The 17764-nt window shown below is 72.4% G+C and carries 20 protein-coding genes; 10 read left to right on the forward strand and 10 right to left on the reverse strand.

Annotated features, from left to right (window positions below; translation table 11 throughout):
* Window positions 1–17 precede the first annotated feature (17 nt).
* Together dtd and ACQVFL_RS07840 are read right to left on the reverse strand one after the other, a co-directional pair.
* Window positions 18–440, reverse strand: coding sequence for a D-aminoacyl-tRNA deacylase (dtd, locus tag ACQVFL_RS07835; RefSeq protein WP_396691597.1), 423 nt, complete (start codon window positions 438–440; stop codon window positions 18–20).
* The gene (locus ACQVFL_RS07840; RefSeq protein WP_396691596.1) at window positions 440–1921 is read right to left on the reverse strand and encodes a DUF7059 domain-containing protein; all 1482 of its coding nucleotides are present in this window, start codon (window positions 1919–1921) and stop codon (window positions 440–442) included. The genes dtd and ACQVFL_RS07840 overlap by 1 nt, the downstream gene beginning before the upstream one ends.
* 178 nt (window positions 1922–2099) lie before the next feature.
* On the opposite strand from ACQVFL_RS07840, the gene ACQVFL_RS07845 reads away from it, so the two are divergent.
* The gene (locus tag ACQVFL_RS07845; RefSeq protein WP_396691595.1) at window positions 2100–3320 is read left to right on the forward strand and encodes a S8 family peptidase; all 1221 of its coding nucleotides are present in this window, start codon (window positions 2100–2102) and stop codon (window positions 3318–3320) included.
* Window positions 3321–3415: 95 nt separating this feature from the next.
* On the opposite strand, the gene ACQVFL_RS07850 is transcribed toward ACQVFL_RS07845, so the two are convergent.
* The 3 genes from ACQVFL_RS07850 to ACQVFL_RS07860 all read right to left on the reverse strand — a co-directional run bounded on the left by ACQVFL_RS07850 (window position 3416) and on the right by ACQVFL_RS07860 (window position 7373).
* Window positions 3416–4474, reverse strand: a complete 1059-nt coding sequence (locus ACQVFL_RS07850; RefSeq protein ID WP_396691594.1) for an ABC transporter ATP-binding protein — start codon at window positions 4472–4474, stop codon at window positions 3416–3418.
* A gap of 236 nt (window positions 4475–4710) precedes the next feature.
* Window positions 4711–6267: an ABC transporter permease gene (locus ACQVFL_RS07855; protein ID WP_431729791.1), complete on the reverse strand. Its 1557-nt coding sequence runs from the start codon at window positions 6265–6267 to the stop codon at window positions 4711–4713.
* Window positions 6268–6311: 44 nt separating this feature from the next.
* Window positions 6312–7373: an iron ABC transporter substrate-binding protein gene (locus ACQVFL_RS07860; RefSeq protein WP_431729792.1), complete on the reverse strand. Its 1062-nt coding sequence runs from the start codon at window positions 7371–7373 to the stop codon at window positions 6312–6314.
* A gap of 121 nt (window positions 7374–7494) precedes the next feature.
* Between ACQVFL_RS07860 and ACQVFL_RS07865 the strand changes: the two genes are divergently transcribed.
* Window positions 7495–8076: an HhH-GPD-type base excision DNA repair protein gene (locus ACQVFL_RS07865; protein ID WP_431729042.1), complete on the forward strand. Its 582-nt coding sequence runs from the start codon at window positions 7495–7497 to the stop codon at window positions 8074–8076.
* A gap of 434 nt (window positions 8077–8510) precedes the next feature.
* On the opposite strand, the gene ACQVFL_RS07870 is transcribed toward ACQVFL_RS07865, so the two are convergent.
* Together ACQVFL_RS07870 and ACQVFL_RS07875 are read right to left on the reverse strand one after the other, a co-directional pair.
* Entirely contained in the window at window positions 8511–8705 is a 195-nt protein-coding gene (locus tag ACQVFL_RS07870; RefSeq protein WP_350694095.1) for a DUF397 domain-containing protein, read from the reverse strand.
* Window positions 8702–9466, reverse strand: a complete 765-nt coding sequence (locus tag ACQVFL_RS07875; RefSeq protein WP_431729043.1) for a DUF5753 domain-containing protein — start codon at window positions 9464–9466, stop codon at window positions 8702–8704. The genes ACQVFL_RS07870 and ACQVFL_RS07875 overlap by 4 nt, the downstream gene beginning before the upstream one ends.
* A gap of 457 nt (window positions 9467–9923) precedes the next feature.
* On the opposite strand from ACQVFL_RS07875, the gene ACQVFL_RS07880 reads away from it, so the two are divergent.
* The 5 genes from ACQVFL_RS07880 to ACQVFL_RS07900 all read left to right on the forward strand — a co-directional run bounded on the left by ACQVFL_RS07880 (window position 9924) and on the right by ACQVFL_RS07900 (window position 12345).
* A complete protein-coding gene (locus tag ACQVFL_RS07880) occupies window positions 9924–10265 on the forward strand; it encodes a hypothetical protein (protein ID WP_431729044.1) in 342 nt (113 codons plus the stop codon).
* A gap of 142 nt (window positions 10266–10407) precedes the next feature.
* The gene (locus ACQVFL_RS07885) at window positions 10408–10896 is read left to right on the forward strand and encodes a hypothetical protein (RefSeq protein ID WP_350693909.1); all 489 of its coding nucleotides are present in this window, start codon (window positions 10408–10410) and stop codon (window positions 10894–10896) included.
* Window positions 10897–10912: 16 nt separating this feature from the next.
* Window positions 10913–11689, forward strand: coding sequence for an aminoglycoside phosphotransferase (locus ACQVFL_RS07890; RefSeq protein ID WP_431729045.1), 777 nt, complete (start codon window positions 10913–10915; stop codon window positions 11687–11689).
* Window positions 11690–11744: 55 nt separating this feature from the next.
* Window positions 11745–11900, forward strand: a complete 156-nt coding sequence (locus ACQVFL_RS07895) for a hypothetical protein (protein WP_431729046.1) — start codon at window positions 11745–11747, stop codon at window positions 11898–11900.
* Window positions 11901–11988: 88 nt separating this feature from the next.
* Window positions 11989–12345, forward strand: a complete 357-nt coding sequence (locus ACQVFL_RS07900) for a DUF3099 domain-containing protein (protein ID WP_396691590.1) — start codon at window positions 11989–11991, stop codon at window positions 12343–12345.
* Window positions 12346–12404: 59 nt separating this feature from the next.
* Here ACQVFL_RS07900 and ACQVFL_RS07905 read toward each other — a convergent pair whose 3' ends face one another.
* Together ACQVFL_RS07905 and ACQVFL_RS07910 are read right to left on the reverse strand one after the other, a co-directional pair.
* Complete coding sequence (locus tag ACQVFL_RS07905) at window positions 12405–13346, reverse strand: carbohydrate kinase family protein (RefSeq protein WP_431729047.1); 942 nt, start codon at window positions 13344–13346, stop codon at window positions 12405–12407.
* On the reverse strand, window positions 13343–14278 hold the full coding sequence (locus ACQVFL_RS07910) for a pseudouridine-5'-phosphate glycosidase (RefSeq protein WP_431729048.1): 936 nt from the start codon (window positions 14276–14278) through the stop codon (window positions 13343–13345). Before ACQVFL_RS07910 ends, ACQVFL_RS07905 begins: the two co-directional genes overlap by 4 nt.
* An 89-nt stretch (window positions 14279–14367) precedes the next feature.
* Here ACQVFL_RS07910 and ACQVFL_RS07915 point away from each other — a divergent pair, with 89 nt between their 5' ends.
* The 3 genes from ACQVFL_RS07915 (at window position 14368) to ACQVFL_RS07925 (ending at window position 17304) form a co-directional block, all read left to right on the forward strand.
* Window positions 14368–14586, forward strand: a complete 219-nt coding sequence (locus tag ACQVFL_RS07915) for a DUF3039 domain-containing protein (RefSeq protein ID WP_131057695.1) — start codon at window positions 14368–14370, stop codon at window positions 14584–14586.
* Window positions 14587–14626: 40 nt separating this feature from the next.
* Complete coding sequence (locus tag ACQVFL_RS07920) at window positions 14627–15280, forward strand: trimeric intracellular cation channel family protein (protein ID WP_431729049.1); 654 nt, start codon at window positions 14627–14629, stop codon at window positions 15278–15280.
* A 299-nt stretch (window positions 15281–15579) separates the two neighbouring features.
* Window positions 15580–17304, forward strand: a complete 1725-nt coding sequence (locus ACQVFL_RS07925; protein WP_431729050.1) for a DEAD/DEAH box helicase — start codon at window positions 15580–15582, stop codon at window positions 17302–17304.
* 189 nt (window positions 17305–17493) lie between these two features.
* On the opposite strand, the gene ACQVFL_RS07930 is transcribed toward ACQVFL_RS07925, so the two are convergent.
* Window positions 17494–17727: a DUF7455 domain-containing protein gene (locus ACQVFL_RS07930; RefSeq protein WP_117226588.1), complete on the reverse strand. Its 234-nt coding sequence runs from the start codon at window positions 17725–17727 to the stop codon at window positions 17494–17496.
* Window positions 17728–17764 lie beyond the last annotated feature (37 nt).

Below are 17764 nucleotides of genomic sequence, written 5' to 3' on the forward strand. Positions count from 1 at the left end.
GTCCACCTCGCGAGGCGTCACAGGTCGAGCAGGATGGTGCGCGGCCCGACGTTGACGCTCTCGACCAGCATGTGCGCCCGGAAGCGGCCGGTGGCCACCGTCGCGCCGCGCTGGCGCAGCGCCTCGACCACCGCGTCGACAAGCGGTTCGGCCACCTCGGCGGGGGCCGCGGCGGTCCAGCTCGGCCGGCGTCCCTTGCGCGCGTCGCCGTAGAGCGTGAACTGGCTGACTACCAGGATCGGCGCGCCGACGTCGGCGGCGGACCGCTCGTCGTCGAGGATGCGCAGCTCGTACACCTTGCGGGCCATCGTCCGGGCGGTCTCGACGGTGTCCGTGTGCGTCACCCCGACCAGCACCAGCAGCCCGTCGTCGACCGCGCCGACCACCTCGCCGTCGACGGTGACGCCGGCCCGTCCGACGGTCTGCACCACCGCCCGCATCAGGACCGCACCGGCTCGATGAGACCGCGTTCGACCAGGTGCGCCACGATCGGTCCGGCCGCCTCGGCGAGTTCGTCCGGCGTGACGTCGTGCGCGACGGCGAGCAGCGCGATCTGGTCGCGTAGCGGCAGACGCCCGTCGGCGCCACCCACCAGGGCGAGGACCAGTGGATCGATCTCCTCGGTCCAGCGCAGCCCGTGCGGCATGGCGAGGACCTGTCGGTCGACGCCCCAGCCCTCCGGGCCCATGGTCGCCTCCTGCCGCAACTGGAGACCGTCGGCGGCCCGGTAGCGGGCGTCCAGCAACCCGTCGCCCTGCCGGCGCAGCCAGTCCTGCCGGTCGAACCAGGCCGCGACCCGGTCGCCCATCGGGGCCTCCACCCGTTGCCGCAGGTCCTCCACCCGCAGCACCGGGTCGTCGTGCCCACTCCGGCGCAGCGAGACGATGCCGAAGCCGATCGCCTCCACCTTGTGCGCGTCGAACCAGTCCAGCCAGTCGGCCATCCGCTGCGGGTCGGCCGACTCGCCGACGTCGGTGAGCCACAGGTTGACGTACGCCATCGGGTCGGCGACCTCGCGCTGGATCACCCAGGCGTCCAGACCGGTCCCGGCGAACCAACCGGCCACCCGCTCGCCCCAGTCCTCCCCGGCCACGTGCACCCAGTTCGCCAGGTACTGCATGGTGCCGCCCTCGGTGAGCAGCCCGTCGGCCGCGGCGGCCAGCTCGGCGCCGATCGCGTCGCCGACGCGGCCGGAGTCGCGGTAGACGTGCGTGGTGGTGCCCGGCCCGACCACGAAGGGCGGGTTGCTGACCACCAGGTCGAAGCGTCGTCCGGCGACCGGCTGCACCATGTCGCCGTGCAGCAGTTCCCACCGCTGGCCGTTGAGCGCGGCGGTGGTGGCGGCGAACCGCAGCGCCCGCCGGGAGACGTCGGTGGCGGTCACCTGCCGGGCGTGCGTACTCAGGTGCAGGGCCTGGACGCCGGAGCCGGTGCCCAGGTCGAGCGCGCTCTGCACCGGCTGCCGGACGGCCGCGCCGATCATCGTCTGGGTCGCTCCGCCGATGCCCAGCACGTGCTCGGCGTGCAGGGGCCGACCGGGGCGGGCGCTGCCCGGCACGTCGGCCAGCACCCACCAGTCGTCGCCGTACGGTTCGAGGTCCAGCCCCATCCGCAGCCCGTCGCCGTACCGTTCGACCAGCCCGGCGGCGAGCGCCTCGTCGATCGACAGCGGCGCGAGCGCGGCGGCGACGGCGGCCTCCGGCTCGGTCTGCTCGCAGATGAAGACCCGGATCAGGGTGTCGAGCGGCTCGCCGTCGGCGGTGGCGCGCAACGCGGCCCGGAAGTCGTTACGGGCCACCCCGCCGGTGGCCTGCGGTCCGAGCCGGGTGGCGATGCCGTTGGCGGTGAAGGCGGCTCGCGTCAACGCGGTCCGCAGCGCCTCGACGCCGGCAGGGGAGAGCAGCATGTCGTGTCCGTCCACACCGCCATCCTGCCTGGTGACGTCGGGGCGGGGAGCGGGTGCCCGTGACAATCTCAGTCAATCGAAGAGCGTCTCTGTCATATTCATCGATCTAACGCTAGCATCTCATCCATTCGAGTCCATGGGACGCGCCGTCCGGCCATGACCCGGTCGGCCGTTCCGGTTAGGGAGGCAGACGATGTCCTCAGGGTCCACCGCGCGACGGCACGTCATCCGGGCGCTCGCCGTCGTCGCCACCGCGGCGGCCGTCTCGGCGGCCAGCACCACCGCGGCGGTCGCCGCACCCACCGGCGAGATCCGCGGCGCCGGCGCCGCGAACGCGATCAGCGGCAGCTACGTCGTCGTCCTGCGCTCCGACGCAGTCGGCGCCGCCGGTTCGTCGGCGGCTCGCACCGCAGTGCCGGACCGGGCCACCGCCCTGGTCCAGCGGTACGGGGGCAGCGTCTCCGACACCTACTCCGCCGCGCTGACCGGCTTCGCCGCCAAGATGACCGCGAAGCAGGCGGCCCGGCTCGCCGCCAACTCGGCCGTCGCGTACGTCGAGCAGGACCAGGCGTTCACCGTCCAGGCCACCCAGACCAACCCCACCTGGGGCCTGGACCGTATCGACCAGCGGAACCGCCCGCTGAGCGGCACCTACACCTACCCGAACACGGCCTCGAACGTGCGGGCCTACATCATCGACACCGGCATCCGCCTCACGCACAACGAGTTCGGCGGCCGGGCCACCTGGGGCACCAACACGGTCGACACCAACAACACCGACTGCAACGGCCACGGCACCCACGTCGCCGGGACCGTCGGCGGCGCGACGTACGGCGTGGCCAAGTCCGTCCGCCTGGTCGCGGTGAAGGTGCTCAACTGCTCCGGCGGCGGCACCACCGCCAGCGTGGTCAACGGCGTGAACTGGGTGACCGCCAACGCGGTGAAGCCGGCCGTGGCGAACATGAGCCTCGGCGGCGGGGCCAGCAGCACGATCGACAACGCGGTGGCCAACTCGATCGCCTCCGGCATCAGCTACGCGGTGGCGGCCGGCAACTCCAACGCCAACGCCTGCAACTACTCGCCGGCCCGCACCTCGACCGCCATCACCGTCGGCGCGACGACCAGCACCGACGCCCGGTCGTCCTTCTCGAACTACGGCTCGTGCGTGCACATCTTCGCGCCCGGGTCGAGCGTGCTGTCCGCGTACCACACCAGCAACACCGCGACCAGCACGCTGAACGGCACCTCGATGGCCTCCCCGCACGTGGCCGGCGCCGCCGCGCTCGTGCTCTCGGCCAACCCGTCCTACACCCCGGCCCAGGTCAAGAGCTACCTGACCAGCAACGCCACCACCGGCGTGGTGACCAGCCCGGGCAGCGGCTCGCCGAACCGCCTGCTGTTCGTGGTCAACTGACCCTGACGCACACCGGCCCGGCGGACGGCACCACCGTCCGCCGGGCCCGCGCGTGGGAACCGCACACCGGGGGCCGCCCGCCGGACCGGACGAGGTCAGGCGGCCAGGTCGACCGGAGCGCTGCGGTCGGCGCCTGCCGGGAAGACCCGCGCCACCCCGTCCACCCGTACCCCGACCTCGCCGTCCATCGGCACGGCGGCCCCGTCGAGCACCCGGGCGGTGATCGCCGTACCGTCACCCAGCCGCAGGCCGACCAGCGCGTCGTGACCGTGGAAGTCGTGCCGCAGCACGGTGCCGGTGACCCCACCGGGCCCGGCGGCGAGGCGGATCTGCTCCGGCCGGAGCAGCACGGTGACCGGACCGTCGGCCACCGCACCGGCGACCGGCAGTACCCCCAACGCGGTCCGGGCGGTCCCGCTCTCGACCACCGCCGGCAGCAGCACCGCGTCACCGACGAAACCGGCCACCCAGGGATCGGCCGGCTCCCGGTAGACCGTGGTCGGCGCGGCGGCCTGCACCACCCGACCGTCGCGCAGCACCACCACCGTGTCGGCCACCGACAGCGCCTCACCCTGATCATGGGTGACCAGCACACCGGTCGCCCCGTCGGCGCGCAGTGCCTCGCGTACGTCGTGCCGCAGCCCGGCGCGCAGCCCCGCGTCCAGGGCGCTGAACGGCTCGTCCAGCAGCACCACCGACGGCCGGGGCGCGAGCGCGCGGGCCACCGCGACCCGCTGCTGCTGCCCGCCGGAGAGCTGGTGCGGCATCCGGTCGCCGTACCCGGCGAGCCCGACCAGCGCCAGCACCTCCTCGACCCGGTCGGTGCGTCGGGTGGCCCGGTCCAGCCCGTAGCCGACGTTCTCGGCCACCCGCAGATGCGGGAAGAGGGCACCCTCCTGGGGGACCACCGCGATGCGTCGTCGGTGCGCCGGCAGGTGCCGGCCGCCGCCCGCGACCACCGCGCCGTCGATGCGGATCTCCCCCCCGTCGAGCCGCTCGAAGCCGGCCAGGCAACGCAGCAACGTGGTCTTGCCGCAGCCGGACGGCCCGAGCACCGCGGTCAACCGCCCGGACGGCACGCTGAGGTCGGCGCCGGCCAACGCGGTGACCCGCCCGTACCGCTTGACCACACCGTCGAGCACGACCTCACTCATGCCACCCCTCCACTTCGTTGCGGGATGGCATGGCTTGCTGAGCTGTTGATTCGTTCGCTGCGCTCTCTCATGCCACCCCTCCACTTCGTTGCGGGATGGCATGGCTTGCTGAGCTGCTGATTCGTTCGCTGCGCTCTCTCATGCCACCCCTCCACTTCGTTGCGGGGTGACATGGGCTGCTGTGTTGCTGATTCGTTCGCTGTGCTCTCTCATGCCACCCCTCCACTGCGCCGTCGTCATGTATCGCGCTCCCGGTCGAGCAGGCCGCTGCGGGCGACCAGCAGCCAGGTGGGTACCGCCGAGATCAGCACCAGCAGCGCGGCGTAGGGGGCCGCCGCCGCGTAGGCGCCGACGGCCGTACTCGTCCACAGCTCGGTGGCGAGGGTGTCCGTGCCGGTGGGGCGCAGCAGCAGGGTGGCCGGGAGTTCCTTCATGCCGGTGAGGAAGACCAGCGCGGCCCCGGCGCCGATGCCCGGCAGGGTGAGCGGCAGGGTCACCGTGCGCAGCACGGTCCAGGGGCCACGACCGAGCGACCGGGCCACCTCCTCCAGGCCGGCGGGGGACTGGGCGGCCGCGCCGGCCACCGCGCCGACCGCCAGCGGCAGGAAGAGCGTCGCGTACGCCAGGGCGAGCAACCACCGGGTCTGATAGAGCGGGTACGCCACGTTGATCCCGAAGAAGATCAGCGAGAGTCCGATCACCACGCCGGGCAGGGCGTGAGCCAGGTACGCCAGCCGGTCCAGTGCGGTGGTCAGCGGACCCGGCGCCCGCGCGACGAGCAGCCCCAGCGGCAGCGCCAGCAGCATGGTGAGCGCGGCGCCGGCCAGCGAGACGGTCAGCGAGTTCCCGGCGGCGGTGAGCACCTCGGGCAGGGCGCCCGGGCGGGACACCCCGGCGGCGAGCCGCCGCCCGAGGCTGACCGCCGGTACGCCGAGCGCCAGCGCGGCGACGCCGGTCAGCACGGCGATGGCCGGCCAGCGGGCCGACCCGAGCGCCAGCCGGGGTGCGGGACGGCGGGTGCCGCCGAGCCGCGCGTACCGGGCCCCCCGGCGGCGGGTGGCGGTCTCGCCGGTCAGCAGCACCACCGTGAGCACCACCAGCACGCTGGAGAGCACCAGCGCGCCGGTGCGGTCGAAGCCGAGGTCGAAGGCGACGAAGATGGCCCGGGTGAAGGTGTCGGCGCGCAGGATGGAGACCGCGCCGAAGTCGGAGAGCACGTAGAGGGCGACCAGCAGCGCACCGGCGGCGGTGGCCGGGCGGACCTGCCGCAGCGTCACCGCGGTGAAGGTCTGCCACCCGCTGCGCCCGAGCGACCGGGACACCTCCTCCTGCGCCGGGTCCGCGCCGCGCAACGCCGCCGCGACCGGCAGCAGCACGTACGGGTAGGAGCAGAGGGTGAGCACCAGCGCCGCCGGCCAGAATCCCTCCAGCCGGGGCAGCGCGGAGACCCAGGCGAAGGCGGCGATGTAGGTGGGTACGGCCAGCGGCAACGCCGCCAGCACGGCGAAGGCCCGGCGGCCGGGCAGGTCGGTCCGGGTGACCAGGAACGCGGTGCCCACGCCGAGCAGGACGCACGCCGTGGTGACCACGGCGGCCAGTCCGAGACTGCGCAGGGCGAGCAGCGCGACCCGTTCGGTCCACAACTCGGCGACGACCGCGTCCCAGCCCGCCTCGGCGGTGCGTACCCCGAGGTAGGCCAGCGGGATCAGGGCGACGGCCACCGCGGCGGTCGAGGCCGCGAGCAACGCCGGCCGTGGGGCCAGTCGCCGGAACCCGCCGGGTACGCCGGACAGGGCCGACCCGGATCGGGACGGCCCTGCGACGGAGGGTGGTGCGGTCAGGGCACCAGGCCCGAGTTCTTGATCATGGTGACGGTGGCGTCGAGGGTGTCCAGGTCGTTCAGGTCGATCTGCGGCACCGCCAGCTCGGACAGGGCCGGCACGTACGCCGGGGACGGCACGCCGTCGATCACCGGGTACTCGTAGGTCTGCTCGGCGAAGAACGTCTGGGCCTCGGTGCCGAGCAGGAAGTCCACGAACTTCTGCACGTCGGCGTTCTCGGCGGCCCGCTTGAGCACGCCGACGCCCGCGACGTTCACCAGCGCACCGGTGTCACCGCCGGAGAAGAAGTGCAGCTTGACCTTGAGCGCGTCCGGCGTGGTGCCCTGCTCCTTGGCGATCTCACCGAGGTAGTAGTGGTTCACTAGGCCGGCCGGGATCGTGCCCGCGCCGACGTCTTCGAGGATCTTGCCGTTGCCGTCGCGGATCTGCGGGTCGTTGGCCTTGAGGCCGCTGAGGAACTGCTCGGCCTTGGCGTCGTCGTGCTGCACCCGGATGGCGGTGACGAACGCCTGGAACGAGGCGTTGGTCGGGGCGACGCCGACCTTGCCCTTCCAGGCCGGGCCGGTCAGGTCGAACACCGAGGCGGGCAGCTCGTCGGCCTTCACCAGGTCGGCGTTGTACGCCAACACCCGGGCACGGGCGCTCACGCCGACCCACTGGCCGTTGCCGGCGCGGTAGGACGCCGGCACCTTCGCCGTGGTCTCCTCGGCGAGCGTGGTGAACATGCCCTGCTTGGCCACGGTGCCCAGGGCGCCCGCGTCCTGCGCGAAGAACACGTCGGCGGGGGACCGGTCGCCCTCCTCGACGAGCTGGGCGGCGAGCTGCGCGGTGTTCGCGTACCGGGCGTTGACGGTGATGCCGGTCTGCTCGGTGAACTTGTCCAGCAGCGGCTTGACGAGCTGCTCGTTGCGTCCGCTGTAGACGGTGATCGACTTGTCGGTCGACTGGCCCGAGTCTGCCGCCGCGTCCTCCTCACCTGATCCGCAGGCGGCCAGCCCGACGGTGAGCAAGCTGGCGGCGAGCAACGCGCCGGTGGTACGGCGGGTGAGAAGCACGATGAACCCTTTCCTCTGCGGCCCGGGACGACCGAGCGCCGAAGTTAGCACAGCCTAACCTAATCCGGAATCAAGCTGAGTGTTGGATCACCTGCTGCCGGCCGGGGCGGGCAGGATGAGGGGCATGACACTCGCACTGCCCATCGACCCGGAGGCGAACCGGCTGCTCACGCAGAGTCCGCTGGCGCTGTTGACGGGGATGGTTCTCGACCAACAGATCTCGATGGAGAAGGCGTTCTCCTCGCCGTACGTGCTGGCCCAGCGGCTCGGTCACGACCTGGACGCCCGGGAACTCGCCGAGTACGACCCGGAGGCGCTGGTGGCCCTCTTCGCCCAGCCGCCGGCGCTGCACCGGTTCCCGAAGGCGATGGCGGCCCGCGTGCAGGAGGTCTGCCGGGCGCTGGTCGACCGGTACGACGGTGACGCCGCCCGACTCTGGGCCGACCCCGCCGACGGTGCGGAGCTGCTCGCGCGGATCACCGCCCTGCCGGGCTTCGGCCGACAGAAGGGGCAGATCTTCCTCGCCCTGCTCGGCAAGCGGTTCGGCGTACGGCCGCCGGGCTGGCAGGAGGCGGCCGGTGGCTACGGCGAGCCGGAGGTCCACCGGTCGGTGGCCGACGTCACCGACGCCGAGTCGTTGCGCCTGGTCCGGGAGTACAAGCAGCAGCAGAAGGCGGCGGCGAAGGCGAAGGCCACCGGGGGCTGAGCGGTCCGGCGAGGGAGCTCAGGCGGAGGCGCTGGGCTGGGCTAGGGAGGCGATGGCCCGGCGGACGTCGGCCAGCGAGAGCCGCCGAGCTGAGCCTCGACGAGCTGCTGGCATTCCTGGCGTTCTATCAGACCAACTACGCCGACAACGCGCTCAGCTTCACGGCCAACGTTCCGCCCGGCCTGGACGTGGGTGCCACCGCCGAGAGCATCCGGCGGTGGCTGCGCCACCTGAAGGGCACGACCATCATGGTCAGCGGCAGCCGGCCGCAGCCCTCACGAGGCGATCATCGAGGCCGAGTGCGAGGCGGCCAGGCGTCCCTGGTGGCCGATGGCGTGGACGAGGACTGCACCTCGGGAGCATGCCCGGGTCAGATGGCAGGCAGCACGAAAGAGCCCCCAGCATCGCGCTGGGGGCCTTCTGCGTCGGAGGCGTCAGCCCACGGGGCCGATCTGCTTGGCCAGGCTGACGAAGCCCTTCCAGTTGCTCGGGCTGAAGTGGAGGGTGCCACCGTCACGGTCCTTGGTGTCGCGGACCAGGACGACGCCGGGGAGATTGTCGGCCACCTCCACGCACGAGCCGCCGTTGGCCCCCGAGTAGCTCGACTTACGCCAGTTGGCTCCGGTCATGTCCATGTCTGCGCCGCTTCCTTGATCAGGTCGAGTGACTGCCTGCGCGAGAGCGCTTCGCCCCTGATGATCTCCCACACGCGCTGGAGAGTGGCGATCCGATCCGGCGTGGACACCACCTGCGCGTCCACCTGATGATCGAGATGCGCCACCGACGAGCCGTCGCGGAGAGTCGCCAGGATGAAACCTCCCTGAAGTCCAGGGTAGATCCCCGCGTCCTCTGGCACCACGAGGATCTGCACGTACGGCAGCTCCGCCATCCTCGCCAGGTGCTCGACCTGCTCACGCATGACGCCGGGGTGTCCATGAACCGGACGGCGCAGCACCATCACGTCGAGGACGGCCAGAAGCAGTGGAGGGTCGTCGCGGTCCAGGATCTCCTGCCGCTTCAGCCGCGAATGCACTCGCTGCTCGATCTCGTCAGGCAGGAGTAGCCCATCGGCGAGCGTGGCCCGCGCGTACGCCTCGGTCTGAAGGATGCCCGGCACGTACGCCGGCTCGTACCACCGAATGGCGGTCGCTTCGCGCTCCCAGTCAACCCAGTCGCGCAGCCAGTCGGGCTCGCCGCGAACGGCACTCGGCCACAGATCCGCGACCTCCCGCTCAAGGATGGCCGCCACGGCGGCACGGCACCGGGGGCGAGGCGTGCGCCCCGGCGACACCCACCGCCCAGCAGTCTTCGGGTCGACGCCAACGCGGGCGGCAAGACTTTCGGCGGTCTCGCCAGCCTGCATCATGGCCTGCTGAAGTGCGTGGTTCATTCCCACCTCCTCACGGACGTCCCGAACGTCCCCAGAGATTAACGAACGTCGTGTACCGGTCCCATCACTCATTGGCAGTGTGTCCCCAGGACGGCGCGGCCGGTGGAGGGACATCCACAACCCCGGCGGTTGCGTCTGCTGAGGGACGCGCATCCAACGGGATGATCGAGGCACGGGTGCGCGTCCCTCCCCCAGAAACCTTTCGAGGGGGTTCAATGTCGGGACGTCACAGGCGGCGGCGCGGGCACAAGTGCATTTGTCCCGGCTGTGAACCGCCGCGAATGCGGACGGTACCTGGCATTCCAGCCCCCGGCCCGGTCCCAAGGATGAGTCCTCCGCCCGACCTGGCCGCGCGACTGACGCTGCGGCCAGGGGATGACTCGACGGCGATCCTCTGGGACCGGGCCGGGGAGCTACTGACCCTCGGCCAGACGCTTCGCGGCCTCGGAGGTGCATCGTGAGCCGCGAGCACGTTCCCAGCCGGCCGCTCTGGCGGTGCCGGGCCTGCGGAGCGCACTGGCCTTGTGGCCCCGCGAAGCTGGCCCTCCTCCGTGAGTACGCGGGCCACACGCTGGCGCTGGTCTTCTACCTCGCGCATTCGATGCGGGATGCCGTGGACGACATCGTCATGCTCGGCTTCACTCCCGACCTCGCCGCGCTCAACAACCGGTTCATGCGATGGGTCAACCAGCCGATCGACCTCAACGAGGGAGCACCCCATGGACGCGCGACTTCCTGCTGGCCCGGCAGGACCGGCATCTCCCCGCTGGTGCGGTCCAGACGAGAACGCCGCCGCTGATTCGGCCGCCGCTGCGCGCCTACCCGAGCGGCGGGTGAGGGGCCCTCCGGTCCGCCGCCGCCCGTGAGTCGCCCAACCGATCGCTACACCGAAGGACAGGCACAGACGCAGCATCCCCAGCAACACAGCTAGGAGGACAGACGTGACTATCACCGCCGACAGGTCGGCCACCACCGCCGCCGACCCCCGGACCCTCGTCGACGCCGAGACGTTCGGCAAGCTGGTCGACTACTTCGCCGCCGACCGGCACGTCACCCGCGCCTACTCGGAGCGGGCCGTCGAGCAGTTCCTCGTGTTCCTGAAGGCGCACGCCGACAACGTCGGCAACGCCGACTTCGGGATGCCGCTGCCGGACGGGTCGATCGGCCGTGTCGTGCCGACCCTCCCGGTCGACGCGGTGTGGCACTCCGTGTTGCAGCACACCGTCCCGTACGCCGCCGCCTGCGAGCAGATCGCCGGGGGCTTCGTCCACCACATCCCGATCCTGACCGAGGGGATGATGGACGGCACCGCCGTGACGTTCACGCTCGCGGCGCTGCACCGGACCGGCTTCCGGGTCGACATGGAGTTCTGGCACGGTGAGGCCGAGTCCTGCTGCCCGCCCAACCCGCCTCAGCCGGGCGTGCAGTAACAGCGAGAGGTGATCCATGCGTAGTGACTGGGCGTCCTTGCCCGACGCCGTGACGGCGAGGATAGCCGCGCGAGTCGGCGGCATCATCGACGTGTGCCCGGCTCCGCGTGGCGACCATGCGGAGATCGCGTCAACCGTCACGGGCTCGGCCGGCAAGGTCTTCGTCAAGGCGGCCTCGGGCGAGTTCGGCGTCCAGTCACTGCGCTACGAGCTGTCGGCAACCGAGGCAATCGACTGCGCACCGGCAGTCCTGTGGTACGTCGAGGACGGCGGCTGGTTGGCGGTGGGGGTCGAGCACCTTGACGGCCCCCACCCCGATCTCTCGCCCGGCAGCGCGGACCTGGGAGTGCTCGCCGTGGCCCTGAAGGGGCTACAGACGGCCCCTGCACCGGGCGGAACCTGGTTCACCCCGGAGGCGCGGCTCGGGTTCTCGCATCCGGCGATGGCCGGCAGGTCGCTCATCCACACCGACCTGAACCCGGCCAACCTGATCAAGACTGCGGGCGGTCTGCGGATCGTCGACTGGGCCTGGGCGACGAGGGCTGCCCCGTGGGTAGAGCTGACGCTGCTCGTGCAGTGGCTCATCGGTGCCGGCCACACCCCGGACCAGGCGGAGGCGTGGCTGTCACAGTTCCCCGCATGGGTAAGCCTCGACGGCGCGGTCCTGGACGAGTTCGCGTCGAAGAACGCCGCGAAGTGGTCGGCCAAGTCCCGGCGCACCGCCGCCGGGTGGGTCCACGACCTCGCGGCCTGGACCGGCGAGTGGGCAGCCCACCGACGCAACGGGCTGTAGCCGTCGGAAAGGGGTATTGGGTACTGACTGGGGTACCGGTACGGGTACTGCCGGGGTGCTGGGTACCGGTACCGCCTGGAGCGAAGCGAGGGTACTGGCCGGTGCCGGTACCTCCGCCAAGGGTTTCACCGACGCCGAGTCGTTGCGCCTGGTCCGGGAGTACAAGCAGCAGCAGAAGGCGGCGGCGAAGGCGAAGGCCACCGGGGGCTGAGCGGTCCGGCGAGGCGACGGCCCGAGGAACGTCGTCGTGGGCCCGGTCGAGGTGACAGGATGGGAGCGACCCCTCGAGGAGGTACACGGTGAAGCATCAGGCGTACCGGCCGATCCTCATCACCGACGCCTCGCGCAGCCAGAACGACCAGCTCACCACCCGGCAGCGGCGGTACGTGGCGATGATGGGCGTCCGGGTGGCGTGCGTGATCGCCGGCGCGATCCTGGTCGGCACGCGGGCACCCCTGCTCTGGCTCTGGCTGCCGCTGGTGGCGCTGGGCATGATCGTCGTCCCGTGGCTCGCGGTGCTGCTGGCCAACGACCGGCCGCCGAAGGAACAGCACCGGCTGATCGGCCGGTCGGCACGGCGGCAGCAGCAGGAGGCCCCGCCGATGAGCCTCACCGCCGAGGAACGGCCGCACAAGGTCATCGACGCCGAGCCCTGACGCAGTCCCACCCGGGCAGCACTGGCCCGGCCCGGGCAGGACTGGTCGTCGTGAGCGGTTCAGCCGACCGGCCGGGCACCCACCTGGGAGACCGCCGCCGCGCCGAGGTCGGTGGCCCGGTTCAGGGCGGCCTCCGGAGTCGCCCCGGTCAGCCAGGCGGCGAGCAGCCCGGCCGCGAAGGCGTCACCCGCTCCCGTCACGTCCACCACCGCCACCCGGCGGGCCGGTGAGGTGACGAGCGTGCCGGTCCGTTCCACCCAGGTGGCGCCCGCCCCACCGCGCTTGACCACCACCCGTCGGGCGGTGGCGGCCAGCGCCCGTCCCTGGGCCGCCGGATCCAGTCCGCCGGCCAGCACCGTCGCCTCGTCGGTGTTCACCAGCAGCAGGTCGACCCCGCGTACCCAGGACAGGAAGACCGCCGCACCGACGGCCCGCAGCGGCGCCGCGGAGGCCGCGTCCACGCTTGTGGTGAGGCCGCGCTCGCGGGCGGCGGCCAGCGCGTGCCGACCCGCCGGGCGGGACTCCGGGTCCAGCAGCGTGTACCCGGACAGGTGCAGGTGGCTCGCCTCCGGCGCCTCGGCCAGCGCCGCGTCGACCTGCTCGGGGCGCAGCCCCACGTTCGCCCCACGTTCGGTGACCATGGTGCGTTCGTCCCCACCGGCCAGCACGATCACCGTGCCGGTGCCGATCCCGGCCACCGTCCGCACCGCGCAGTCGACGCCCACGGCGGTCAGCTCCGCGATCCGGTCCCGTCCGGCGGCGTCGTCGCCGACGGCGCCGACCAGCGTCACCGGCACGCTCTGCGTGGTCAGCCAGGCGGCGGTGTTCGCGGCCTGCCCGCCGCCGGTGAACCGGATCTGGGCGGGCGTGTCCGTGCCCCGGGTCAGCGGGGCGGTCAGCACCGCCACCACGTCGGTGATCACGTCACCGACGACCAGCACCCGGCCGGCGGCGCTGCCCCGGCGTGCTCCGGTGCCGGTCCGTACGCCGGATCCGCTCACGCCGTGGCGCTGTCGCGCCGGGTGGCGGCGGCCACCGCGATCCGGGCGGCGAGATCGGCGTTGCGCAGGATGATCCGGACGTTGACCGCCAGGCTGGCGCCTTCCGTGGCGGAGTGGAAGTGGGAGAGCAGGTACGGGGTGACCGCCTTGCCGCTCACCCCGTCGCGCTCCAGCCGGGCCAGTCCCTCGGCGAGAGTCCGGTCGTGCAGGTCCGGGTCGAGTTGCTCGTCGACCGGCAGCGGGTTGGCGACGACAAGACCACCGTGGTGCACGCCGTGCGCCTCGCGGGCGGCCAGCGCGTCCGCGATCAGCTCCGGCGAGTCGACCGACCAGTCCAGGTCGAAGCCGCTGTCGGTGATGAAGAAGCCCGGGAACCGGCGGCTGCGGTAGCCGACGACGGCCACCCCGAGGGTCTCCAGGCGCTCCAGCGTCGCCCCCACGTCGAGGATCGACTTGACCCCGGCGCAGACCACCGCGATCGGCGTCCGGGCCAGGGTCACCAGGTCGGCGGACTCGTCGAAGGTCTGCGCGGCCTCCCGGTGCACCCCGCCCAGGCCGCCGGTGGCGAACACGCCGATCCCGGCCCGGGCCGCCACCGCGCTGGTCGCGGCCACGGTGGTGGCGCCGTCCGCGCCGGTCGCGGCGGCCACCGCGAGATCGCGTACGGAGAGTTTGGTCACGTCCTCGGCGGTGGCCAACCGGGTCAGCTCGGCGTCGTCGAGGCCCACCACGAGTTCGCCGGAGACCATCCCGATGGTGGCCGGGACCGCGCCCGCGTCCCGGACGGCCTGTTCGATCTCCCGGGCCACCCGCAGGTTGTCCGGCCGGGGCAGGCCGTGCGAGACGATGGTGCTCTCCAGGGCGACCACAGGACGCCGCTCGCGCAGCGCCTGGGCCACCTCGGTGCCGTGGCGAAGGTGAAAGTGGGTCACAGTCGCCCACCGTACTGCCGCCGCCCCGGTCACCTCAGGTGGACCGGGGCCACAGTGACCTGCCAGACTTGTCGGTTGGAGGTGCAGACGTGAGCACAGAGGTCCTGGAGCGTCCGGAGCTGAAGGACGCCGACACCGGCCCGGAGATGTTCCACTACGTCCGGAAGGAAAAGATCGCCGAGAGTGCCGTCATGGGCACCTTCGTCGTGGCACTGTGCGGAGAGACCTTCCCGGTGACGAAGACCCCCAAAAAGGGTTCGCCGGTCTGCCCCAAGTGCAAAGAGATCTACGACTCGTACCGCGAGTGACCCCGGGCCGACCGCCCGTACGCCCGCGTAGCCTGCGGCGGTGACCACCTCCACCGCCCTGCTCCTGGCCGACCTGGCCGGGGTCGCGGTCTTCGCCGCCTCGGGAGCCTCCGCGGCGGTCGCCAAGCGCCTCGACCTGTTCGGCGTGGTCTTCGTCGGTTTCGTCGCGGCCCTCGGTGGCGGGATCTTCCGTGACCTGGTCATCAACGAGGCCCCGCCGCTGGCCTTCGGCGACTGGCGGTACGCGACCACGGCCGCGCTGACCGCCGGAGCGATCTTCTGGCTACACCCGCAGTTCGCCCGGCTGCGGACCACCGTCCTGGTGCTGGACGCGGCCGGGCTCGGCCTGTTCACCGTCGTCGGCACCCTCAAGGCCCTCGAAGCCCAGGTGCCGGCCGTCGGCGCCTGCCTGATCGGCATGCTCACCGCGATCGGCGGCGGCCTGGTCCGCGACCTGCTCACCGGCGAGATCCCGGTGGTGCTGCGGCGGGAGATCTACGCGCTCGCGGCGCTGGTCGGCGCGATCGTGGTCGCGGTCCTGTTCGCCCTCGACCGCACCGGCCCGGCCCCGCTCACCGCTGCGGCGGTGCTGGTCTTCGGCGTACGCGTGGTGGCGCTGCGGCGACGCTGGTCGGCGCCGGTGGCGACGCTGCGTCAGCCCCGCACGGAGGCGTCCGGACCGCCGCCGGAGTGACCGTGACCGTCGCCGCTGCGGCCGTCACCACCCGGTGGACGCGGCGTCACGTCGCGGACCCGGTGCGGTGGCCGACGCGGCGCGGTGACCTGGCGCTGTGGTCGTTGCGGTCGGGCAGTGGCGAAGGGCACCGGACGCCCGGTGTGGCGTCGCGTGGGGCCGGTCGCCGGTCCTGGTTATGCTGAGTCGGCCTTCGCGGCTTGTTCTGCGCGGAGGCGTTTTCGTGGGGCGACTACCGCGCCCCCGGCCCGGGTCCGCCGGCCTGCGGTCGGGACACTGCGGTCGGAGAGGAGCGAGCCGTGGCACCCCGGACGCCGGCGCTCGAGACGTTCCCGCCCCTACGGGCCTGGCAACGCAAGGCGTTGGTGGAGTACCTGCGCCGACGCAGCGAGGACTTCACCGCGGTCGCCACCCCTGGCGCCGGGAAGACCACCTTCGCCCTGCGGATCGCCGCCGAACTGCTCGCGGACGGCACCGTCGAGGCGGTGACCGTGGTGGCGCCGACCGAGCACCTGAAGACCCAGTGGGCGACTGCGGCGGCCCGGGTCGGCATCCAGCTCGACGCCGCGTTCCGCAACGCCGACCTGCACTCGTCGGCGGACTTCCACGGCGCGGTGATCACCTACGCGCAGGTCGGCATGGCGCCGCACGTGCACCGGCGGCGCACCATGACCCGGCGCACCCTGGTCATCCTCGACGAGATCCACCACGCGGGCGACTCGCGTACCTGGGGCGACGGGGTGAAGGCCGCCTTCGAGCCGGCCGTACGCCGGCTGATGCTGACCGGTACGCCGTTCCGCTCCGACGACAACCCGATCCCGTTCGTCGAGTACGAGCGGGGCGGGGACGGGCTGCTGCGGTCCCGGGCCGACTCCGTGTACGGCTACAGCGACGCCCTGCGCGACGGCGTGGTGCGGCCGGTGCTGTTCCTGGCGTACTCCGGGGAGACCCGGTGGCGCACCAACGCCGGGGAGGAGCTGTCGGCGCGGCTGGGCGAGCCGATGACCCAGGATCTGATCGCCCAGGCCTGGCGTACCGCCCTGGACCCGGCCGGCGACTGGATGCCGCAGGTGCTGCGGGCCGCCGACGCCCGACTGACCGTGCTGCGCGAGGCGGGCATGCCCGACGCGGCCGGTCTGGTGATCGCCACCGACCAGCAGTCCGCCCGCTCGTACGCCAAGCTCATCGAGCAGGTCACCGGGGAGAAGGCGGCTGTCGTCCTCTCCGACGACGTGGGCGCTTCGGCCCGGATCGCGACGTTCGCGGCGTCCGAGCAACGGTGGCTGGTCGCGGTGCGGATGGTCTCCGAGGGGGTCGACATCCCCCGGCTGGCCGTCGGCGTCTACGCCACCAGTGCCAGCACCCCGCTGTACTTCGCGCAGGCGATCGGGCGGTTCGTCCGGGCCCGTCGCCCGGGGGAGACCGCCTCGGTGTTCCTGCCCAGCGTTCCGCACCTGCTCGGGCTGGCCAGCGAGATGGAGGCCGAGCGGGACCACGTGCTCGGCAAGCCGAAGGACCGCGAGGGCTTCGACGACGACCTGTTGGAGCGGGCCCAGCGCGACGACCAGGCCAGCGGCGAGCTGGAGAAGCGGTTCGCCGCGCTGTCCGCCACCGCCGAACTGGACCAGGTGATCTTCGACGGTGCCTCGTTCGGCACCGCCGCCCAGGCCGGCACCCCCGAGGAGGAGGAGTACCTGGGCCTGCCCGGGCTGCTGACCTCGGCGCAGGTGGCGGAGCTGCTGTCCAAGCGGCAGTCCGAGCAACTGGCGGCCCGTAAGCGCCGTGCCACCGAGCGACCGGCCGAACCGGCGGCACCGCCCGCGCCGGCGCCGATGAACGCCGCCCAACGCCGAGTCGCGCTACGCCGCCAGCTCAACGCTCTGGTGGCTGCCCAGCACCACCGCACCGGCCAACCGCACGGGAAGATCCACGCCGAGCTCCGTCGCCTCTGCGGTGGCCCGCCCAGCGCCCAGGCCACCATCGAACAGCTCGAAGAGCGCATAGCCACCGTCCAGACCCTCTAACCCCACCCCCCACCCACCCACCCCCCTCCCCGTCGGGTGATCAAGGAGTTTGCGTCGGGGCGAGTCGGCGATCGTGGCCCAAATCTCTTGATCACCCGCGTCAGGCGGGGTGGGGGTGGGGGGTGGGGGTAGACGGAGCCGGCCGGAGGCCCGTGTGGGGCCTCCGGCCGGCGGTGTGTCTCGTGGGTTCTAGTTCGCCATCAGGTCGGCGCCGCGCCAAGTGAACTCCGGGTCCGTCGCGAACCGTACGGTGATCTTCACGAGATCCTCCGCGTACTTGTTGGCGTGGTGCCCACAGAACACCAGCTCACTGCCACCCGAGAGGGTGATCCGGAGCTTGCCGGCGGCATTGCAGCGGTCGCACCGTTCATCGGCGGCCGGGGGGCTCACCGTCTCGGGCGGCGGCGTGAGGGTCGGGGTCATCGCCTTCCTCCTCTGGTCGTCACCGATGAACACTCTC

The sequence above is a fragment of the Verrucosispora sp. TAA-831 genome, from assembly GCF_050780145.1.
Classification (GTDB): Bacteria; Actinomycetota; Actinomycetes; order Mycobacteriales; family Micromonosporaceae; genus Micromonospora.

Coding starts and splice junctions, on each gene's coding strand:
- ACQVFL_RS07850 (WP_396691594.1), bottom strand. CDS start 4,474: ATGAGTGAGGTCGTGCTCGACGGTGTGGTCAAGCGGTACGGGCGGGTC.
- ACQVFL_RS07930 (WP_117226588.1), bottom strand. CDS start 17,727: ATGACCCCGACCCTCACGCCGCCGCCCGAGACGGTGAGCCCCCCGGCC.
- ACQVFL_RS07845 (WP_396691595.1), top strand. CDS start 2,100: ATGTCCTCAGGGTCCACCGCGCGACGGCACGTCATCCGGGCGCTCGCC.
- ACQVFL_RS07875 (WP_431729043.1), bottom strand. CDS start 9,466: ATGAACCACGCACTTCAGCAGGCCATGATGCAGGCTGGCGAGACCGCC.
- ACQVFL_RS07870 (WP_350694095.1), bottom strand. CDS start 8,705: ATGACCGGAGCCAACTGGCGTAAGTCGAGCTACTCGGGGGCCAACGGC.
- ACQVFL_RS07890 (WP_431729045.1), top strand. CDS start 10,913: ATGCGTAGTGACTGGGCGTCCTTGCCCGACGCCGTGACGGCGAGGATA.
- dtd (WP_396691597.1), bottom strand. CDS start 440: ATGCGGGCGGTGGTGCAGACCGTCGGACGGGCCGGCGTCACCGTCGAC.
- ACQVFL_RS07865 (WP_431729042.1), top strand. CDS start 7,495: ATGACACTCGCACTGCCCATCGACCCGGAGGCGAACCGGCTGCTCACG.